At 63.9% G+C, this 17,709-nt stretch carries 14 protein-coding genes; 9 read left to right on the forward strand and 5 right to left on the reverse strand.

All coding sequences use genetic code 11. The annotated features are described in order from the left end of the window. Positions 1 to 29 precede the first annotated feature (29 nt). The 6 genes from A4C63_RS01215 to A4C63_RS01240 all read left to right on the forward strand — a co-directional run bounded on the left by A4C63_RS01215 (position 30) and on the right by A4C63_RS01240 (position 5,811). Positions 30 to 914, forward strand: coding sequence for a LysR substrate-binding domain-containing protein (locus A4C63_RS01215; RefSeq protein ID WP_063911173.1), 885 nt, complete (start codon positions 30 to 32; stop codon positions 912 to 914). A gap of 23 nt (positions 915 to 937) precedes the next feature. After that, positions 938 to 2,326 (forward strand): threonine synthase, encoded by a 1,389-nt coding sequence (locus A4C63_RS01220; RefSeq protein WP_063911174.1) that lies wholly within the window; start codon positions 938 to 940, stop codon positions 2,324 to 2,326. Beyond that, the gene (locus A4C63_RS01225; RefSeq protein WP_013970805.1) at positions 2,323 to 2,760 is read left to right on the forward strand and encodes an Lrp/AsnC family transcriptional regulator; all 438 of its coding nucleotides are present in this window, start codon (positions 2,323 to 2,325) and stop codon (positions 2,758 to 2,760) included. The genes A4C63_RS01220 and A4C63_RS01225 overlap by 4 nt, the downstream gene beginning before the upstream one ends. A gap of 208 nt (positions 2,761 to 2,968) precedes the next feature. Next, positions 2,969 to 4,012 carry a homoserine dehydrogenase gene (locus A4C63_RS01230; protein WP_063911175.1) on the forward strand — a complete coding sequence of 348 codons (1,044 nt, stop codon included), beginning with the start codon at positions 2,969 to 2,971 and terminating at the stop codon, positions 4,010 to 4,012. Positions 4,013 to 4,024: 12 nt separating this feature from the next. Then, positions 4,025 to 5,443, forward strand: a complete 1,419-nt coding sequence (locus tag A4C63_RS01235) for an aldehyde dehydrogenase family protein (RefSeq protein WP_063911176.1) — start codon at positions 4,025 to 4,027, stop codon at positions 5,441 to 5,443. A gap of 44 nt (positions 5,444 to 5,487) precedes the next feature. Beyond that, complete coding sequence (locus A4C63_RS01240; RefSeq protein WP_082888264.1) at positions 5,488 to 5,811, forward strand: RidA family protein; 324 nt, start codon at positions 5,488 to 5,490, stop codon at positions 5,809 to 5,811. A 23-nt stretch (positions 5,812 to 5,834) separates the two neighbouring features. Here the strand turns inward: A4C63_RS01240 and A4C63_RS01245 are convergent, their stop codons facing one another. The 3 genes from A4C63_RS01245 to A4C63_RS01255 all read right to left on the reverse strand — a co-directional run bounded on the left by A4C63_RS01245 (position 5,835) and on the right by A4C63_RS01255 (position 12,283). Continuing rightward, positions 5,835 to 6,788, reverse strand: coding sequence for an arsenic resistance protein (locus A4C63_RS01245; RefSeq protein ID WP_063911178.1), 954 nt, complete (start codon positions 6,786 to 6,788; stop codon positions 5,835 to 5,837). A 193-nt stretch (positions 6,789 to 6,981) separates the two neighbouring features. Next, positions 6,982 to 8,235 carry a serine hydroxymethyltransferase gene (gene glyA, locus A4C63_RS01250; protein WP_003256308.1) on the reverse strand — a complete coding sequence of 418 codons (1,254 nt, stop codon included), beginning with the start codon at positions 8,233 to 8,235 and terminating at the stop codon, positions 6,982 to 6,984. Between the two features lie 217 nt (positions 8,236 to 8,452). Continuing rightward, positions 8,453 to 12,283 carry a GGDEF and EAL domain-containing protein gene (locus A4C63_RS01255; RefSeq protein WP_063911179.1) on the reverse strand — a complete coding sequence of 1,277 codons (3,831 nt, stop codon included), beginning with the start codon at positions 12,281 to 12,283 and terminating at the stop codon, positions 8,453 to 8,455. A 248-nt stretch (positions 12,284 to 12,531) separates the two neighbouring features. On the opposite strand from A4C63_RS01255, the gene A4C63_RS01260 reads away from it, so the two are divergent. From A4C63_RS01260 to gdhA, 3 genes are all read left to right on the forward strand, one after another. Next, entirely contained in the window at positions 12,532 to 12,936 is a 405-nt protein-coding gene (locus tag A4C63_RS01260) for a hypothetical protein (protein WP_063911180.1), read from the forward strand. A 293-nt stretch (positions 12,937 to 13,229) separates the two neighbouring features. After that, complete coding sequence (ettA, locus tag A4C63_RS01265) at positions 13,230 to 14,897, forward strand: energy-dependent translational throttle protein EttA (RefSeq protein ID WP_063911181.1); 1,668 nt, start codon at positions 13,230 to 13,232, stop codon at positions 14,895 to 14,897. Positions 14,898 to 15,211: 314 nt separating this feature from the next. After that, entirely contained in the window at positions 15,212 to 16,552 is a 1,341-nt protein-coding gene (gene gdhA / locus A4C63_RS01270; RefSeq protein ID WP_063911744.1) for an NADP-specific glutamate dehydrogenase, read from the forward strand. Between the two features lie 123 nt (positions 16,553 to 16,675). Here gdhA and A4C63_RS01275 read toward each other — a convergent pair whose 3' ends face one another. Beyond that, the gene (locus tag A4C63_RS01275; RefSeq protein ID WP_063911182.1) at positions 16,676 to 17,173 is read right to left on the reverse strand and encodes a GreA/GreB family elongation factor; all 498 of its coding nucleotides are present in this window, start codon (positions 17,171 to 17,173) and stop codon (positions 16,676 to 16,678) included. Positions 17,174 to 17,240: 67 nt separating this feature from the next. Further along, positions 17,241 to 17,597 (reverse strand): hypothetical protein, encoded by a 357-nt coding sequence (locus A4C63_RS01280; RefSeq protein ID WP_025337630.1) that lies wholly within the window; start codon positions 17,595 to 17,597, stop codon positions 17,241 to 17,243. Positions 17,598 to 17,709 lie beyond the last annotated feature (112 nt).

Consider the following 17,709-nt stretch of genomic DNA (forward strand, 5'->3'; position numbering starts at 1 on the left):
CACCGGAACGTTGCCACGAGAAACCGCCGATGACCCAGAAAACCCTGCCCCCCTTGAACTGGCTCAGAGCCTTCGAAGTGTCGGCGCGTTACCTGAACTTCACCCATGCAGCCGAGGAACTGCACCTCACCCAGGGGGCGGTGAGCCAGCAGATCCGCCACCTGGAGAGCCAGTTGGGGGTGGCGCTGTTCAAGCGCCTGCCCCGGGGGCTGGGGTTGACTGAAGAGGGCCAGTCCTACCTGCCGGTGGTGCAGGATGCGATAAGCCGCCTGGCGGTAGGCACCAATGAAATTTTCGGGCAACGCCAGCGTCGGCCCCTGAAAGTGCGCGGCAGCCTGTCGTTCCTGCACTTCTGGCTGGCACCCCGACTGGCCGATTTTCGCCGTTCGCACCCGCAGGTGGACATCCGCTACATCAGCAACCTGTGGGTCAAGGAACTGGATGCCGAGGATGACCTGGAAATCCGTTGGGGCAGCGGCCAGTGGGCGGGAGTGGAAGCGCAGCGCCTGACCCGCGACGTGCTGGTGCCGGTCTGCTCGCCTGCGCTGATTGCCGGCTCCCCGCTACGCGAGCCGCGCGACCTGGCCCGCGTCCCGTTGCTGCATGTGCTGGGTTACGAGGAGGGGTGGGGTTATTGGCTGGAGCGGGTTGGCGCCGATCAGGTCGACTCCTCCAGCGGCCTGCAGTTCGACACCCTGGTGGCGACCTTGCGCATGGCGGAACTGGGGCTTGGGGTGGCGCTGGCGCGCTCGTCGCTGGTCGAGGACTTGCTGCAGGAGGGGCGGCTGGTGGCGCCTTTTGCCCAGCGCATCGAGGCGAGCGAGTCGTTTTACCTGGTACGTGGCCTGGGTGAGGCGTTGTCCACGGATGCCCAAGCCTTCAGCCACTGGTTGGTGGCGATGGCCCACCGTTAATCAAATAGTTACCTGGAGCACCGATGCAGTACACATCCACGCGCGGCAACGAGATACGGGTTGATTTTCGCACGGCGCTGCTTTCCGGGCTGGCCGACGATGGCGGGCTATACGTGCCTGCCGCGGTGCCGACCTTCAGCCAGCAAGAGATTGCCAGCTGGTCGTGGTTGCCGTTCGACGAACTGGCCTGGCGGGTGATGGCACCGTTTGTCGGCGACACGCTCGACGAGCCGACCCTGAGGGCGCTGGTCAGCGACAGCTATCGCGGGTTCAAGCACCGTGGCATCGCGCCGTTGCAGCAGATTGGCCACAACGAATGGATCCTGCAGCTGTTTCACGGGCCCACCCGGTCCTCCAAGGATTTCGCCGCGCAGTTGCAGGCTCGGCTCATACGCCATTTCCTGGGGGCCGATTGCGAACGGGTCATGCTGGTCGGTGCCAGCAACGGCGATACGGCGGTGGCCGCTATCGAAGCCTTGCGGCATTGCCCTACGGCACGCTTGCTGGCGCTGTACCCCAGTGCAGGGACACCGGCCGACCGGGCGGCGGTGATGCGCAGTGCCGCTTCCGACAGCGTCAGCTGCGTGGCCGTGGACGGCAGCTTCGATGACTGCCAGTCGCTGGTGTCGGCGCTGCTGCGTGCATGGCCATGCCCCGGGCTGATTCCCGTGAGCTTCAACTCGACCAACTGGGTCGGCGTGCTGGCGCAGATCGTGTTCTATTTCCACGCGGCGCTTCAGCTGGGTGGGGGCAATCGGCCGGTGGGTTTCAGCATCCCCACGGCCAGTTTTGCCGAGATCTACGCAGGGTTCATTGCCCAGAAAATGGGCCTGCCGATCAACCAGATCATTGTCTCCACCAACCGCAACGATGCCTTGCACCGGTTCATCCACTGCAATCGCTACAGCCGTGGCTCAACCAGCCAGACCTTGTCGCCGGTCATGGACTTCTCGCTGTTCTCCAACCTGGAGCGCTTCGTCTGGGAGCTGTATGACCGCAATGGCGAAGCGACCCGGGCGCTGATGGAGCACTTCGAGGATTGTGGCGAGTTGAGCATCGGCAACCGCCAGTGGTTGCATGCGCGCATGCTGTTCGACTCCTATGCCGTGGATGACGCGCTGATCCGCGAAGAAATCGTCACGCTGTTCCACGAAACCGGCAGCGCAGTAGACCCCCACGCCGCCACCGGGGCATTCGCCGGGCGCCTGCACCGGCGCAACATTGGCGCGCCCATCGTCACGCTGGGGCAGTTTGCCCCGGAAAAGTCCGCCGGGTTGCTGGCGGAGTTGGGGGCCTGGCATGGCGAAGTACCGGCCAGTGTCGTGGATGCTGCAGGCGGCGGGCCGCTGCTGGCACCCGACGACCTGGCGGGGGTGCATGAATTACTGGCCCGGTTGCAGGCAGGACGATGAAGCGCATCCTCGACCCCCTGGACGAGCGTATCCTCGCCGAGCTCACCGCCAATGCACGCATTGCCCATGCCGAGCTGGGGCTGAAGGTGAACCTTTCGCGTAATGCGGTACGCCAGCGCATCGAGCGCCTGGAGCGTGACGGGGCGATCCAGGGCTACACCTTGCGCATCGGTGAGGGACGACGACCGACCTCGTTGATCAACGCGGTCATCTTCGTCTACCGCTATGACCGCATGCGCGGAGAAGCTGTGCTCGATGCGTTGCGCCAGATCCCCGAGGTTATCCAGTGTGAAGTGCTCAGCGGCGAATTCGACCTGCTGCTGCGCGTCGAGGCTTCCAGCCCGGAACGGGTGCACCATGTATGGAAGGAGATTGCCGCCATGCCGGGGGTCGAGAACACTGTGACATCGTTCGTTTTGGCCTCGGTGATCTGAGCCGCGCACTCGCGTTTGGTAGCCCTCGCCACAACAACGCCGCCCGGGCTTGCGCCCTGGCGGCGTTGTGCATTCTGGCGGCGCGCGGGCGTGCATCGGGCACTGGTCAGATTGGCCAGTAAATACAGCGGATTGCCATATTCAACTGGCATTGCCCGGCTCTTAGGCTTGTCCTCATCGACCAATCGCCTGGAAAGGACAGCAAACCATGACCGAATACAAGATCGCACTCGTTGGCTTTGGCGGCGTGAACCGTGCCCTGGCCCAACTGATCGCCGAACGCAATGCGCGCTGGCAGAAAGAGCTGGGCTTTGGCCTGAAGATCGTTGGCGTCACCGACCTGTTCCTGGGTTCGGCAATCGACCGCAACGGCCTGGACGCGGCCACGCTGGCTGCTCTGCCCGCTCAGAAGGGGGCGCTGGCGCAGATCCCCCAGGGTTCGGCAGAGGCGTTCAACGAGTCGGTGATCAAGCAGTCCGGTGCCGACATCATCGCCGAAGCCACCTTCACCAACCCCAAGGACGGTGAACCGGCGGCAACCTTCTGCCGCTGGGCGCTGGAAGCGGGCAAGCATGTGGTCACTACCAACAAGGGGCCGATCGCCTTGCATGCCCAGGCGCTGAAGGCCTTGGCCAAGGCCAATGGCGTGTCGTTCGAATACGAAGGCGCTGTGATGAGCGGTACACCGGTGCTGCGCATGGCGCGCCAGACATTGGCCGGCGCAGGCCTGGTGGGGTTCGAGGGCATCCTCAACGGCACTTCGAACTATGTGCTGACGCGTATGGAAGAAGGGCTTGGCTTTGCCGATGCGGTGGCCCAGGCGCAAGCACTTGGCTACGCCGAGGCAGACCCGAGCGCCGATGTGGAGGGGCATGACGTGCGCCTGAAAGTGGTGATTCTCGCCAACGAGCTGCTCGGTGCTTGCTTGCAGGTGAACGATGTCACCTGCAGCGGCATCAGCAGCCTCGACAGCGCGGCTATCCAGCAGGCGCAGGCGGCGGGCCAGCGTTGGAAACTGATCGGCAGTGCCAGCCGTGAAACCGATGGCTCGGTGCGTGCCAGCGTCGAAGCGCGCCTGCTGCCCGGCAACCACCCCCTGGCGGGTATTTCCGGTGCCACCAATGCGGTTGCATTCAACACCGAATTGCTGGGCGCTGTGACCGTGTCCGGCCCAGGTGCGGGACGTGTGGAAACGGCATTCGCCCTGCTGTCGGATATCGTCGCCATCCACAACGCTGGCCGCTCGGCCTGAGGAGCAACCTTCATGAGCCTGACTTCCGTGTCCCGGGTAGCCGCCCAGCAACCCGCCTTGATCGATGTGTACAGCCCCTTCGACGGTAGCCTGGTCGGCAGCGTCGCCAACCTTGCTGCCGATGCCGTGCCAGGTCTGCTTGTCCGTGCCCGCCAGGGCGTGCGCGAAAGTGCCGCGCTGCCCCGGCACCGTCGCGCCAGCATTCTGGAGCAGGCCGCCCGGCTGATCGAACGTGACGCAGCAGACTTTGCCGGCCTGATTGTCGACGAAGCGGGCAAGACCCTGCGTCAGGCCGAGAAGGAGGTGAAACGCTGCATCAACACGCTCAAGCTGTCTGCCGAGGAAGCGCGGCGCAACGCCGGCGAGGTGGTGCCTTTCGATGCCTATGAAGGCTCCGAGTCACGCCAGGGCTGGTTCACCCGCGAGCCGTTGGGGCTGATCCTGGCCATTACCCCGTACAACGACCCGCTCAACCTGGTGGCGCACAAGCTGGGGCCAGCGATTGCTGGAGGCAATGCGGTCATTCTGAAGCCTTCGGAGCTGGCCCCGCTTTCTGCCTTGAAGCTGGTGCAGTACCTGGTTGATGCAGGGCTGCCGGAGGCTGTCGTCACCGTGGCCACTGGCGGTGCCGAACTGGGCAAGGCCCTGGTGGCCGTGCGTGAAGTGCGGATGATTTCCTTCACGGGCGGCTTCGCCACGGGTGAACAGATTGCCCGCGGGGCGGGCCTGAAAAAACTTGCCATGGACCTGGGCGGTAACGCCCCGGTGCTGGTGCTGAAGGACTGCGACCTCGAGGCCACTGTCGAGTCTTGTGTGTCAGGCGCATTCTGGGCGGCCGGGCAGAACTGCATCGGCACCCAGCGCATCCTGGTGGACGCTTCGATCTATGAGGCGTTCCGCCAGCGCTTCGTTGCCTTGACCCAGGCGATGGTGGTGGGTGATCCTGGCCTGCGCGAAACCGACATGGGGCCGATGATCACCGAAGTCTCGGCACGGCAGATTGAAGAGCGCGTGAGCCAAGCCCTTCAGGGCGGCGCTCGCCTGCTTTGCGGCCACAAGCGGCAAGGGGCAACCTATGTGCCGACGGTGCTGGAAGGCGTTGACCATGGCAGCCGGCTGTGGCGTGAAGAGGTATTCGCACCGGTGGTGATGCTGGCGCCTTTCGAGGATATCGAGCAGGCGATTGCATTGGCCAACGCCCCGGAGTACAGCTTGCACGCTGGTGTGTTTACCCGCGATCTGTCCTTGGCGTTGAGCCTGGCGCGGCGTATCGAGGCGGGCGGCGTGATGATCAACGACTCCTCCGACTACCGCTTCGATGCCATGCCATTCGGTGGCTCCAAATATGGGAGCCTTGGGCGCGAGGGGGTGCGGTTCGCCTACGAGGACATGACCCAGCCCAAAGTCGTCTGCCTCAACCAGATGGGCTAAAAGGAGGAATCTTGATGATCGAACGGTATGGACAAGGCGAACGGATGTCGCTGGCGGTGAGCTACAGGGGCCTGTTCGAAACGGCAGGCGTGGTCGCGGACGACCTGCGGCAGGGTGTGCAGGGGCAGTTGCGCCAGGCGTTGAGTACGATCGATGGGCTGATGGCTGAGGCCAACGTCGGCAAGGAACATTTGACCCGGGTTCAGTTATGGATTGCCGACTACAGCCACTTCGACCTGGTCAATGAGGTGTACGACGCCTGGTTGCAGGGTTGTCCGAAACCAGTACGGGCTTGCGTAGGCGCAGACTTGGGAGAGGGTTACCTGGTCGAGGTACAGGTGTTTGCCGTGTGCCCTGAGCGCTCCTGACCGTAAGTGACCGATGCCCCGGGTCAGCGCACGACTCGGGGTACCGCCCTGATATAGACCAGTTCACTTACCAGCTCCACCAATGTCTGTGTAATCACAGCTGCCGCCGCCAATCCGCGCATGTCTTGCGGCAACGCCAGCGCCAGCGGCAGCACTACCAGCGAGTTGCGCGTGGCGGCGCTGAAGGTTACCGAGCGTGCTTCGGTGGCCGGCAAGCGCAGCAGCCTCGCCGATAATAAGCCCAGCGCGGGCGCCAGCAGCATGAAGCCGATGTACACCGGAATCACCGGCAGCAAGCGGTCGAAATCACGCAGCACCACGGCAATCTGCGAGGCGATCACTACCACCAGCACCAAGGCCATGGCCGGTACCGGCATCCACGCCCAGGCGTCGTTCCAGGTCGAGACCGTGCGCGAGCGACGGGCGCCGGCGCTGGTGAGCACGGCGAGGACCATCGGCAGCACGATCAGCAGCACGAAGGCTTCCACGAACGGGGTGACGGAGATGGCCACGTTGCTGCTGTCACCCAGCATCAGGGCCAGGTAAAGCGGCAGCAGCGCCAGTTGCACCAACAGCAGCACGGGGGTGGCGGCCAGGGTCAGGCGGGCGTTGCCTTTGCCGATGTGGGTGAACACCACCACGTAGTCGATGCACGGCGTCAGCAGCACCAGCAGCGCGCCGATGAGGATCGCCGGGTGTTCGAGCAGCCCGCGGGTGATGCCCCAAACCAGCAGCGGCACCAGGATGAAGTTGGCCAGCAGCAGGGCGGCGATGAAGCGGCGGTTGCCCAGGCCCTGGCGCAGGTCGAGGAAGGGGATTTGCAGAAACATCGCGTACATCAGCACGGCGATGGCGGGGGTGACCAGGGCTTCCAGGTGGCGTGCAGTATCGCTGGCCAGCAGGCCGAAGGTAACGGCGGCGAGCACGGCGGCGAAGTAGATCGGGATCTGGTGGGTTTCGAGTTGCTCTCTGGTCAAGGTGGGGCCTGTGCTTGAAGGGAGGAACGCAATCATAACCTGTGGGAGCGGGCGTGCCCGCGAACACCGGCGCAGCCGGTGCCATCCACCGTGTTGTCTTCTTCGCGGGCACGCCCGCTCCCACAGGATTCGCCACCTGAAAACGAAAAAGCCCGGCACGAGGCCGGGCTTTTTCCTGTCAGGCAATTGCCAATCAGTTGCCGTAAACCGGCAGCTTCTTGCAGATAGCCTTGACCTTCTCACGTACAGCGTCGATCACCGCTTCGTTGTTCAGGTCAGCCAGGATGTCGCAGATCCAGCCAGCCAGCTCGCGGCACTCGGCTTCCTTGAAACCACGGGTGGTAACGGCTGGGGTGCCGAAACGCAGGCCCGAGGTGACGAACGGGGAACGTGGGTCGTTCGGTACCGAGTTCTTGTTGACGGTGATGAAAGCTTTGCCCAGGGCGGCGTCAGCGTCCTTACCGGAGATTTCCTGCTTGATCAGCGACAGCAGGAACAGGTGGTTCTGGGTGCCACCGGAAACCACGTCGAAACCACGCTCGATGAACACGCTGGCCATGGCCTGGGCGTTCTTCACCACTTGCTGCTGGTAAGCCTTGAACTCAGGCTGCAGGGCTTCCTTGAAGCAGATGGCCTTGGCAGCGATGACGTGCTCCAGCGGGCCACCCTGGGCGCCCGGGAAGACGGCGGAGTTCAGCTTCTTCTCGATCTCTTCGTTCTTGCGAGCGAGGATCAGGCCACCGCGCGGGCCGCGCAGGGTCTTGTGGGTGGTGGTGGTGACCACGTCGGCGAACGGAACCGGGTTCGGGTACACGCCAGCGGCAACCAGGCCGGCAACGTGGGCCATGTCGACGAACAGGTAGGCACCGACCTTGTCGGCGATGGCGCGGAAGCGGGCGAAGTCCAGCACCTGCGAGTAGGCCGAGAAGCCGGCAACGATCATCTTCGGCTTGTGCTCGACAGCCAGGCGCTCGACTTCGTCGTAGTCGATCAGGCCGTTGCTGTCGATGCCGTACTGGATGGCGTTGTACAGCTTGCCCGAAGAGCTGACGGAAGCACCGTGGGTCAGGTGGCCACCGTGGGCCAGGCTCATGCCCAGGATGGTGTCACCGGCCGACAGCAGGGCCAGGTAGACGGCAGCGTTGGCCTGGGAGCCAGCGTGCGGCTGGACGTTGGCGTAGTCGGCGCCGAACAGCTCCTTGGCACGGTCGATGGCCAATTGCTCGACGACGTCGACGTACTCGCAACCACCGTAGTAGCGCTTGCCCGGGTAGCCTTCGGCGTACTTGTTGGTCAGGACCGAGCCCTGGGCCTCCATGACTGCCGGGCTGGTGTAGTTTTCCGAAGCGATCAGCTCGATATGCTCTTCCTGGCGCAGAGCTTCTTGCTGCATGGCTTCGAAGAGCTCGGCGTCGTACTTGGCAATGGTCAAATCACGGCTGAACATGGCGGTCCTCAAGGATCGGGGTGAATTGGGGGGGCATTCTAACCGATTGATTGGCGGCTGGCATATGAAGTGGCATCAAGTCGCGGACCAATGGGCCTCATGTTGTATCCCGCGCCGTGTCTGGGCTGGGCGGGGATCGGAGTTGACTCGCAGGTCCGTTTTTCTATCCGGCACTCAGCCGTAGCACCTTACCTGTGGGAGCACCGCTGGCCATCGGTCAATGGAACATGAACAAGGTCTCGTTGGCGAACTGCGCCTCGAACTGATTCGCCGGCATTGGCCGCCCGAACAGGTAGCCCTGCACTTCGTCGCAACCATGCTCGCGCAGGAACTCCAGCTGCTCGTGGGTCTCCACCCCTTCGGCGATCACCGCCAGGTTGAGGCTGTGGGCCATGGCGATGATCGCCCGGGCAATCTGTGCATCCTGCTCGCCTTCAGGCAGGCCGTCGACGAAGGTGCGGTCGATCTTCAGCACGTCGATGGGGAACTGCTTGAGGTAGTTCAGCGATGAGTAACCGGTGCCGAAGTCGTCCACCGCGATGCTCAGGCCGAGATTTTTCAGGCTGGCGAGAATCTGCATGGCTTCATCCACTTCGCGCATCAGGATGCTTTCGGTCAGCTCCAGCTCCAGGCACGCCGGTGGCAGGCCGGTTTCTTCCAGGATGGTGGCGATGCGCGTGCCCAACTGGCCGTCGGAGAACTGCCGCGCCGAGATGTTCACCGACACCTTGGGCACGCGCACCTTGGCCTTGTGCCAGGCCTTGAGCTGGCGGCTGGCCTCGCGCAGCACCCAGTCGCCCACGTCCACCACCAGGCCCAGCTCTTCGATCACCGGGATGAAGTCGCCCGGCGGCACCAGGCCGCGGGTCGGGTGGCGCCAGCGCAGCAGGGCTTCGGCACCGGTCAGGCGCTTGCCGTCGCCGCTGAACTGCGGCTGGTAGTAGAGGATGAACTCGTTCTGCTCCATGGCATGGCGCAGGTCGCTTTCCAGCTCAAGGCGTTCCAGGGCACTGGCGTTCATCTCCGCCTGGTAGAACTGGAAGTTGTTCTTGCCGCGTTCCTTGGCATGGTACATGGCGGTGTCGGCGTTTTTCATCAGCTGGCTCAGCTCGCTGCCATCCTGCGGGCTGAGGGCGATGCCGATACTGGCGGTGACGAAGAACTCGCGGTTTTCCAGCACGAACGGCCGCACCAGGCTGCCAAGGATGTTCTCGGCTACATGGATGGCGCGGTTGAGTGCCATCTCGCGGGTCGCGCGCGGTTGCAGCAGCAGGGTGAACTCGTCGCCGCCCATGCGCGCCACGGTGTCGTCGTCATCCACACAGGCCAGCAGGCGCTGGGCCATGTCCTTGAGCATGCGGTCGCCGGCGGCGTGGCCGAGGGAGTCGTTGATCGGCTTGAACCGGTCCAGGTCGAGGAACATCAGCACCACCCAGGCCTTTTGCCGCTCGGCCTGCTGCAGGGCGTTGTACAGTCGGTCCTGGAACAACGTGCGGTTGGGCAGGTGGGTGAGGGCGTCGTAGTAGGCCAGGCGGTGAATGCGCTGTTCGCTGGCCTTGCGCTCGCTGATGTCGGTGAAGAAGCACACGTAGCTGGCCAGGTCGCCTTCGTCGTCCAGCACCGCGGTAATGCCGACCCAGGCCGGGTAGTGGTCGCCGTCGCGGCGCTTGAGCCACACCTCACCCTCCCAGCTGCCGCGCTGGTGCAGCTGCTTGACCACGTAGCGCAGGTGGCCCTCCTGCTGTTCGTCGACGGTGAGCAGGCCCGGCAACTGGTCGAGCACTTCGCTGACGGCGTAACCACTGACGCGGCTGAACGCTTCGTTGGCCTGGACGATATAGCCGGCCGGGTCGGTGATGAGGATCGCCGAGGTGGAGTGCTCGAATACCGTCGCGGCCATGCGCAGGTCTTTTTCGGCACGCCGTTGCTGGCTGATGTCGCGGCCCACCCCGAGCACGCCTTCGAAGCGCTCCTCATCGTCCCACACCAGTACCAGGCGCAGTTCGATGGGGATCTTGCGGCCATCGGCGCGCAGGCAGTCGAACAGGAACAACTGGGTCGGCAGCTGGCTGCGCAGCTGGGCCAGTTGGGCCGGGTCGCCCATGGCCTTGCTGACGCGCTCCATCAGGCTGTAGATGCCGCTGAGCTGGGCCGGGTTGGCGACGATCGACTGCCAGCCGTTGGCGAAGATCCAGTCGGCCTGGTAGCCCAGCACGCCCTGCACCGAGGGGCTGACGTAGTTGAGCTTGAGCAGGCTGTCGGTGGAAAAGATCACGTCGCTGATGCTTTCGGCGAGCATGCGGTAGCGCTGTTCGCTGTCGCGCAGCGACTGGCTGGCCTCGATCTGCACCGTCACGTCCTTGCCCACGCCGATGATGCGCGTCACCAGGCCATCGGCGTCACGGGTCAGCACTTGTTCGCGGATGTCGTAGCAGCGCCAGCCGCCATCACGGTGGCGGAAGCGCAGCTGGCAGTGCAGCGGTTGGTCATGGCCGTTGTCGCGCTGTTGCTGGCGCAGTGCCTGGTAGTGCGCCGCGTCCTCGGGGTGCAGCAGCAGTTCCCAGAAGCGGTCGCCCATTTGCGCCAGCTCGGTACGGTCGTAGCCCAGGGTCTGGCCAAGGTGGCGGTTGCTGAAGATCATCCGCTGGTTGAGCACGTCCTGTACGTACAGCTGGTCGGGCACGGTGCGCACCACGTCCGACCAGAAGCTTTCGCGCTCCAGCAGCGACAGTTCCACCTGCTTGCGGCTGGTGATGTCGCTGATGCTGAGGATGACCGCCTGGTAATCACGGCGCTGCTGCGGCAGGCGGGCCATCAGCCACAGGTGCAGCTCGCCACCCAGCGGCGCCGGCAGGCGCACTTCCAGTTCCAGCAGCGGGCGTTGCTCGATCAGCGCGTCGATCAATTGCATGCCGACGCTGTCGCGGCCATCGCCAGTGCCGTCGATCAGGCGCTGCCAGGCACCTTCGTGGCAGTCGATGTTCAACAATTGGCGGGCTACCTGGTTGATCTCGGTGATCTTCAGCTCCAGCAGCAGCGAGCGGCGCAGGGTCGGGTCCAGGGCCAGGCTGTGCTTGAGCGCGGCAGGGTTGCGCAGGTGGTAGCGGTCGAGTTTGCCGGGCAGGCTGGACAGGTCGAGCACGCACAAGGCCACGCCGGTGCCTTCGAAGATTTCCTGGTAGCGCCGGCGGTCTTCCTGTAGCGCCCGTTGGCGGCGGCGCATGTTGATCAGGGCCAGCACCGGCAGCAGGGCGCAGAACAGCACCAGCAGGCATTTGCCGAGCAACGCCGGCAGCAGCTTCTGCTGGGCCCGCTTGGCGTCGAACAGGCCGCGCAGCTGCCAAGTACTGTTGTCGATGAAGGCCAGCATCACGCTTTGCAGCGGTTCGTTGCTGGTATCGGCCGGCGCATGGCTTTGCAGTACCTCGCCGTTGCGGCTGTTTTCCAGCAGCCACAGCGGGTGGCCGGCATCATTCAGGTGAAGGGTGAGGGTGCGGTAGTAGTCCGGCGATAGGCGTAGCAGCCAGTAGCCGCGGTCCTCTTCGGTGGCCTGACGTAGCAACAGGTAGAGGGTGCGGTTGTCGGCCGAATTGGTGAAGAAGTACGGGCGACCCTGGTTCAACCTGAGTAGTTCGTCAAGCAACTGGCGGTCGGGGCTGCCGGCCAGGCTGTCGACCTGCACCTGCCCGGTAGCGTCCAGCCAGGCCATGCTCTGCAGGTCCGGCAGGCGCTCGCGCAGGGTGCCCAGCAGGCTGGGCAGGGCCTTGGGCGTCGGTGCCTTGACGTAGGGCTGCATCACATTCATGGCCTGCTGTGCCTTGAACGCCATGTTCAGGCTCAGGTGGTCGGCCTGTTCGGCGGCGGCGTCCAGGCTCTGTTTGCGCAGGTCGGCCTGGGTATGGTTGAACTGGGCGAACAATTGCCACAGCAGCAGGCCCAGCAGGATCAGGGCCAGCAGCGCCAGCGCACCCTTGATCGACCCGCGCAGCGAAGCGACGGGCGCCTGTGGCGCGGAACGCAATGACGACGGATGTGTAAGATTGGTCAAGCGTTGATCCTGCGATTGGGCTGGCGATGGCAGGGATGGATCATGCACGGTATGCGCCGGTGTCTGGTTGCCAGACCGCGGTGGTGCACTATAAGGCCGGACACCTGAAACGGGCTAGCATGCCTAGGATTATGGCAAAGTGCCAGTCCGCTGGACCGGTGGTGCCTGCCCGGTGGTTCGGCAAGCCCCTGCAACCTGTGCGAGAATAGCGCCTGCTTCAAATGACAACGCATCGGAGATGTTCGGTTTTGGTTACTCACTTTTCCACCAACGGCCTCGATTCCGCCTGCGGGCGCAGCAGTCAGACCCTTGTCAGCACTGCCGTGACCGAGGACGTATCCTGCAAGTCTTGCCAGCGTTCGCTGAGCAAACCCGAGGCGGCAGTTGTCGCCAAGAGCAAGAGCCCATCGCTGGCTGAACTGCGCAAGACCGCCAAGGCGGCAGCAGAGCCGGCAGTTGCCGTGGCCGAGGTCAAGCCGGCGGCCAAGGTCGTCAGCAGCGTGCCTGCGGCCGCCAAACCGGCCAAAGCTGTCGAGCAGCAGCCTGCTCGTAGCGGTGGCTTCAGCGTGAAGTCCGCCTGGGCCGCGCGCCTGGCCGAGCAGGGCGACCGCTGCCGCTTGCCGCGTGGCAAGGCCAAGCAGCGTCACGTCTGAGCCATCTTTGGCTGCTGTGCCGGCCCTTTCGCGGCTGAAGCCGCTCCCACAGGGATTATCACTGCCTACGAGCGCTGTGCAGTACCTGTGGGAGCGGCTTCAGCCGCGAAGAGGCCGGTCCAGGCAATAGATTCCCCCCGATCCCATCCCCACCATCCGCCCCTCCTATGCAACGCCGCGCGTTGGCGTAGAATGGTCGACTTTGTTCAATGACACCCCGTAAATACATCACCCTGGCCAGCGCGCCGGGGCGATCGTCGATGTCTTTACCTATCTGATTAGAGGGCTTGGTTTTGGCTCAATACGTCTACACCATGCATCGGCTGAGCAAGGTCGTGCCGCCGAAGCGGGAAATTCTCAAGAACATTTCCCTGTCGTTCTTCCCGGGCGCCAAGATCGGCGTGCTCGGCCTGAACGGCGCTGGTAAATCGACCCTGCTGCGGATCATGGCGGGCGTCGACAAGGAATTCGACGGCGAAGCCCGTCCGATGCCCGACATCAACGTTGGCTACCTGCCGCAGGAACCGCAACTGGACCCGAACAAGTCGGTGCGCGAAGTGGTCGAGGAAGCGGTCAGCGTGATCAAGGACGCCCAGGCGCGCCTGGACGAGGTCTACGCGGCCTACGCCGAACCGGATGCCGACTTCGACAAGCTGGCCGCCGAGCAGGCCAAGCTGGAAGCCATCCTGCAGGCCGCCGACGGCCATAACCTGGAGCGCCAGCTGGACGTGGCCGCCGACGCCCTGCGCCTGCCGGCCTGGGACGCGCGCATCGAGCACCTGTCCGGTGGCGAGAAGCGCCGCGTGGCCCTGTGCCGCCTGCTGCTGTCGGCCCCCGACATGCTGCTGCTGGACGAACCGACCAACCACCTGGATGCCGACTCGGTAGCCTGGCTGGAGCGCTTCCTGCACGACTTCCCGGGCACCGTGGTAGCGATTACCCACGACCGTTACTTCCTCGACAACGTCGCCGGCTGGATCCTGGAACTGGACCGCGGCGCCGGCATCCCGTACGAAGGCAACTACTCGGGCTGGCTGGAAGCCAAGTCGGACCGTCTGGCGCAGGAATCCAAGCAGCAGAGCGCCCACGAGAAGGCCATGAAAGAGGAACTGGAGTGGGTGCGCAAAGGCGCCAAGGCCCGCCAGTCCAAGTCCAAGGCCCGTCTGCAGCGCTTTGAAGAAATGCAGTCGCAGGAATTCCAGAAGCGCAGCGAAACCAACGAGATCTACATCCCGGCCGGTCCGCGCCTGGGCGACAAGGTCATCGAGTTCAAGAACGTCACCAAGGGCTACGGCGACCGCGTGCTGATCGACAACCTGTCGTTCTCCATGCCTAAAGGCGCCATCGTCGGTGTGATCGGTGGTAACGGTGCCGGTAAGTCGACCCTGTTCCGCATGCTGATGGGCAAGGAGCAGCCGGACTCGGGCAGCATCGAGATCGGTGAAACCGTGCAGCTGGCCTGCGTCGACCAGAGCCGCGAGGACCTGGACGGTGGCAAGACCGTGTTCCAGCAGGTTTCCGACGGTTCCGACGTGATCCGCATCGGCAACTACGAGATCCCGTCGCGTACCTACGTGGGCCGCTTCAACTTCAAGGGTGGCGACCAGCAGAAGTTCGTCAAGGACCTGTCCGGTGGTGAGCGTGGCCGCCTGCACCTGGCCCTGACCCTGAAGGAGGGCGGTAACGTCCTGCTGCTCGACGAACCGTCCAACGACCTCGACGTCGAAACCCTGCGTTCGCTGGAAGAAGCCCTGCTGGACTTCCCGGGCGCGGCAATCGTGATCTCCCACGACCGTTGGTTCCTGGACCGTGTGGCTACCCACATCCTGGCGTACGAAGACGACTCGAACGTGGTGTTCTTCGAGGGTAACTACACCGAGTACGAAGCCGACCGCAAGAAGCGCCTGGGCGATGCTGCTGCCCAGCCGCACCGTGTACGGCACAAGAAGCTGGCCCAGTAAGCCGGTTTTCTGATGCACAAGAATGGGGCCCTATGCGGCCCCATTTTTGTGCCTGGCTGGAAAGTGGTGCTGGCTTCATTCGCGGGCATGCCCGCTCCCACAGGAACCCCTGGAACTTGAGGCCTGTGGTAAGCCTGTGGGAGCGGGCGAGCCCGCGAATGAAGCCAGAGTCGACCCATGTTTTGTATACAGTTATAGAATACGCACCAAATAATTTCAAAAAAACGACATCGCGCCCTGTTCTAGTGCGATTGCTTCTTGGTACATTCCTGAAAAAAACCAATAAGTCCAATCCTCTTGGTGAGATGTCTACCATGATCGAATCTGTCGACAATTTCCTCGCGCGCCTGAAGCAACGCGACCCGGGCCAACCTGAATTCCACCAGGCGGTGGAAGAAGTGCTGCGCAGCCTGTGGCCGTTCCTCGAGGCCAACCCGCATTACCTGCAGGCCGGCATTCTGGAGCGCATGGTCGAGCCCGAGCGTGCCGTACTGTTCCGTGTGTCCTGGGTCGATGACCAGGGCAAGGTGCAGGTCAACCGCGGCTACCGCATCCAGATGAGCAGCGCCATCGGCCCGTACAAGGGCGGCCTGCGCTTCCATCCGTCGGTCAACCTGGGCGTGCTCAAGTTCCTGGCCTTCGAGCAGGTGTTCAAGAACTCCCTCACCTCGCTGCCCATGGGCGGCGGCAAAGGCGGCTCGGACTTCGACCCCAAAGGCAAGAGCGATGCCGAAGTCATGCGCTTCTGCCAGGCTTTCATGAGCGAGCTGTACCGCCACATTGGCGCTGACCTGGACGTCCCGGCCGGTGACATCGGCGTGGGTGCCCGCGAAATCGGCTTCATGTTCGGCCAGTACAAGCGCCTGGCCAACCAGTTCACCTCGGTGCTGACCGGCAAGGGCATGACCTACGGCGGCAGCCTGATCCGCCCGGAGGCCACCGGCTACGGCTGCGTGTACTTCGCCGAAGAAATGCTCAAGCGCCAGGACAAGCGTATCGATGGCTGCCGCGTGGCGATTTCTGGTTCGGGTAACGTGGCCCAGTATGCCGCGCGCAAGGTCATGGACCTGGGTGGCAAGGTGATTTCGCTGTCCGACTCCGAAGGCACCCTGTACGCCGAAGCCGGCCTGACCGATGCCCAGTGGGATGCGGTGATGGCGCTGAAGAACGTCAAGCGTGGCCGCATCAGCGAACTGGCCGCGCAGTTCGGCCTGGAGTTCCGCAAGGGCCAGACCCCGTGGAGCCTGCCGTGCGACATCGCCCTGCCGTGTGCCACGCAGAACGAGCTAGGCGCCGAAGACGCCCGCACCTTGCTGCGTAATGGCTGCATCTGCGTGGCTGAAGGCGCCAACATGCCGACCACCCTGGAGGCTGTGGACATCTTCCTGGAAGCCGGCATCCTGTATGCCCCGGGCAAGGCCTCCAACGCCGGCGGCGTGGCCGTGTCGGGCCTGGAGATGTCGCAGAACGCCATGCGCCTGCTGTGGACTGCCGGTGAGGTGGACAGCAAGCTGCACAACATCATGCAGTCGATTCACCATGCTTGCGTGCATTACGGTGAAGAGGCGGATGGCAGCATCAACTACGTCAAAGGGGCGAACATCGCGGGCTTCGTGAAAGTGGCTGATGCGATGCTGGCTCAAGGCGTCGTTTGATCTGAGGCCGTTGGGGCCGCTTTGCGGCCCTTTCGCGACACAAGGCCGCTCCCACAGGGAATTGCGTACTCCTGTGGGAGCGGCCTTGTGTCGCGATGGGCTGCAAAGCAGCCCCCAGGTCCCTCAATCTTCACCAAAAACCTCAACCACTTCGATTACCTGCTCCCCCACCGGCCGCCGCCAGACCACCTCATCCCCAGGCCCCGCCCCGAGCAAAGCCCGCCCCAGCGGCGAACCCCAGTTGATCAACCCCCGCCCGGCATCTGCCTCATCCTCGCCCACCAGCCGCACCACATGTTCCTGCTCCTGCGCATCGACAAACCGCACCCGGCTACCAATCTGCACCTTGCTCCGCGACGTCGCTGCCGGCACCACCTGGGCGCTCTGCACCCGCGCGCTGAAGTAACGCAGGTCCCGTTCGGTATCCGCCAGCCGTTGCTTGTCGCCACGTTCGCCCTGTGCCTGCAGTTCGCCGCGCAGGGCATTCAGCTCGGCCACGCGTGCCTGCAGCTGGCGCAGGCCACTGGTGGTGACGTAGTTGGGTTGTTCGCTGACCCGTCGCTCAACCGGCTGATCAGCCTGGGCGGCGGCCTGGTCTTCGTTGACGAATGCTCGGCTCATGCGTGGCCTCCTTGTGCAGGAGACCATCATCGCAGGCCGCCAGTTTCAAGAGATGTCCGTTTACGACTCAGTTGTGGCGATAGGCGCGTGCGGCGTCGCGGTCCTTTTCCTGCTCCCAGTCGCGCTCGCGCTGGTCCCAGAAGCGCTCGTGGTACTGGCGCTGTTCTTCGCTGTTCTGCATGGCGTGGCACTGGCGAAAGCCGTCGTCCCAGCCGCTTTCGTACTGGCGCTCGTGCAGGTAGCGCGGCACGTCCTTGCGAAAGCCGCCGACCATCAGCCCGGCCGCCTGGCGGCCACTGCTGCAGCCGTCCTGGAAGCCATCGGCGTAGGCGGGGGGATAACCCTGGTTGACCATCTGCTCGTGGGTGGTTTCGCAACCCGACAGCAACAACGCCATGCACACGCCGAACCAGTACCGCGACATAACCACAAAACCCTCCGGTTGATAATGGAAAGTCTAGGTGGCGATTTGTCGGGGAGCCGTCAAAACAGTGTCAAAGAGTTGGTTGGTTCACATTGCTCTGCTGACCTCACTG

Origin of the sequence: Pseudomonas sp. p21 (genome assembly GCF_001642705.1) — a bacterium.
Lineage (GTDB): Bacteria > Pseudomonadota > Gammaproteobacteria > Pseudomonadales > Pseudomonadaceae > Aquipseudomonas.

Bases quoted from the DNA above. Each gene is read 5' to 3' on its own strand.
- A4C63_RS01280 (WP_025337630.1), bottom strand. From the start codon at position 17,597: ATGTCGCGGTACTGGTTCGGCGTGTGCATGGCGTTGTTGCTGTCGGGT.
- A4C63_RS01225 (WP_013970805.1), top strand. From the start codon at position 2,323: ATGAAGCGCATCCTCGACCCCCTGGACGAGCGTATCCTCGCCGAGCTC.
- A4C63_RS01275 (WP_063911182.1), bottom strand. From the start codon at position 17,173: ATGAGCCGAGCATTCGTCAACGAAGACCAGGCCGCCGCCCAGGCTGAT.
- A4C63_RS01220 (WP_063911174.1), top strand. From the start codon at position 938: ATGCAGTACACATCCACGCGCGGCAACGAGATACGGGTTGATTTTCGC.
- gdhA (WP_063911744.1), top strand. From the start codon at position 15,212: ATGATCGAATCTGTCGACAATTTCCTCGCGCGCCTGAAGCAACGCGAC.
- A4C63_RS01235 (WP_063911176.1), top strand. From the start codon at position 4,025: ATGAGCCTGACTTCCGTGTCCCGGGTAGCCGCCCAGCAACCCGCCTTG.
- A4C63_RS01240 (WP_082888264.1), top strand. From the start codon at position 5,488: ATGTCGCTGGCGGTGAGCTACAGGGGCCTGTTCGAAACGGCAGGCGTG.
- A4C63_RS01215 (WP_063911173.1), top strand. From the start codon at position 30: ATGACCCAGAAAACCCTGCCCCCCTTGAACTGGCTCAGAGCCTTCGAA.
- A4C63_RS01230 (WP_063911175.1), top strand. From the start codon at position 2,969: ATGACCGAATACAAGATCGCACTCGTTGGCTTTGGCGGCGTGAACCGT.
- glyA (WP_003256308.1), bottom strand. From the start codon at position 8,235: ATGTTCAGCCGTGATTTGACCATTGCCAAGTACGACGCCGAGCTCTTC.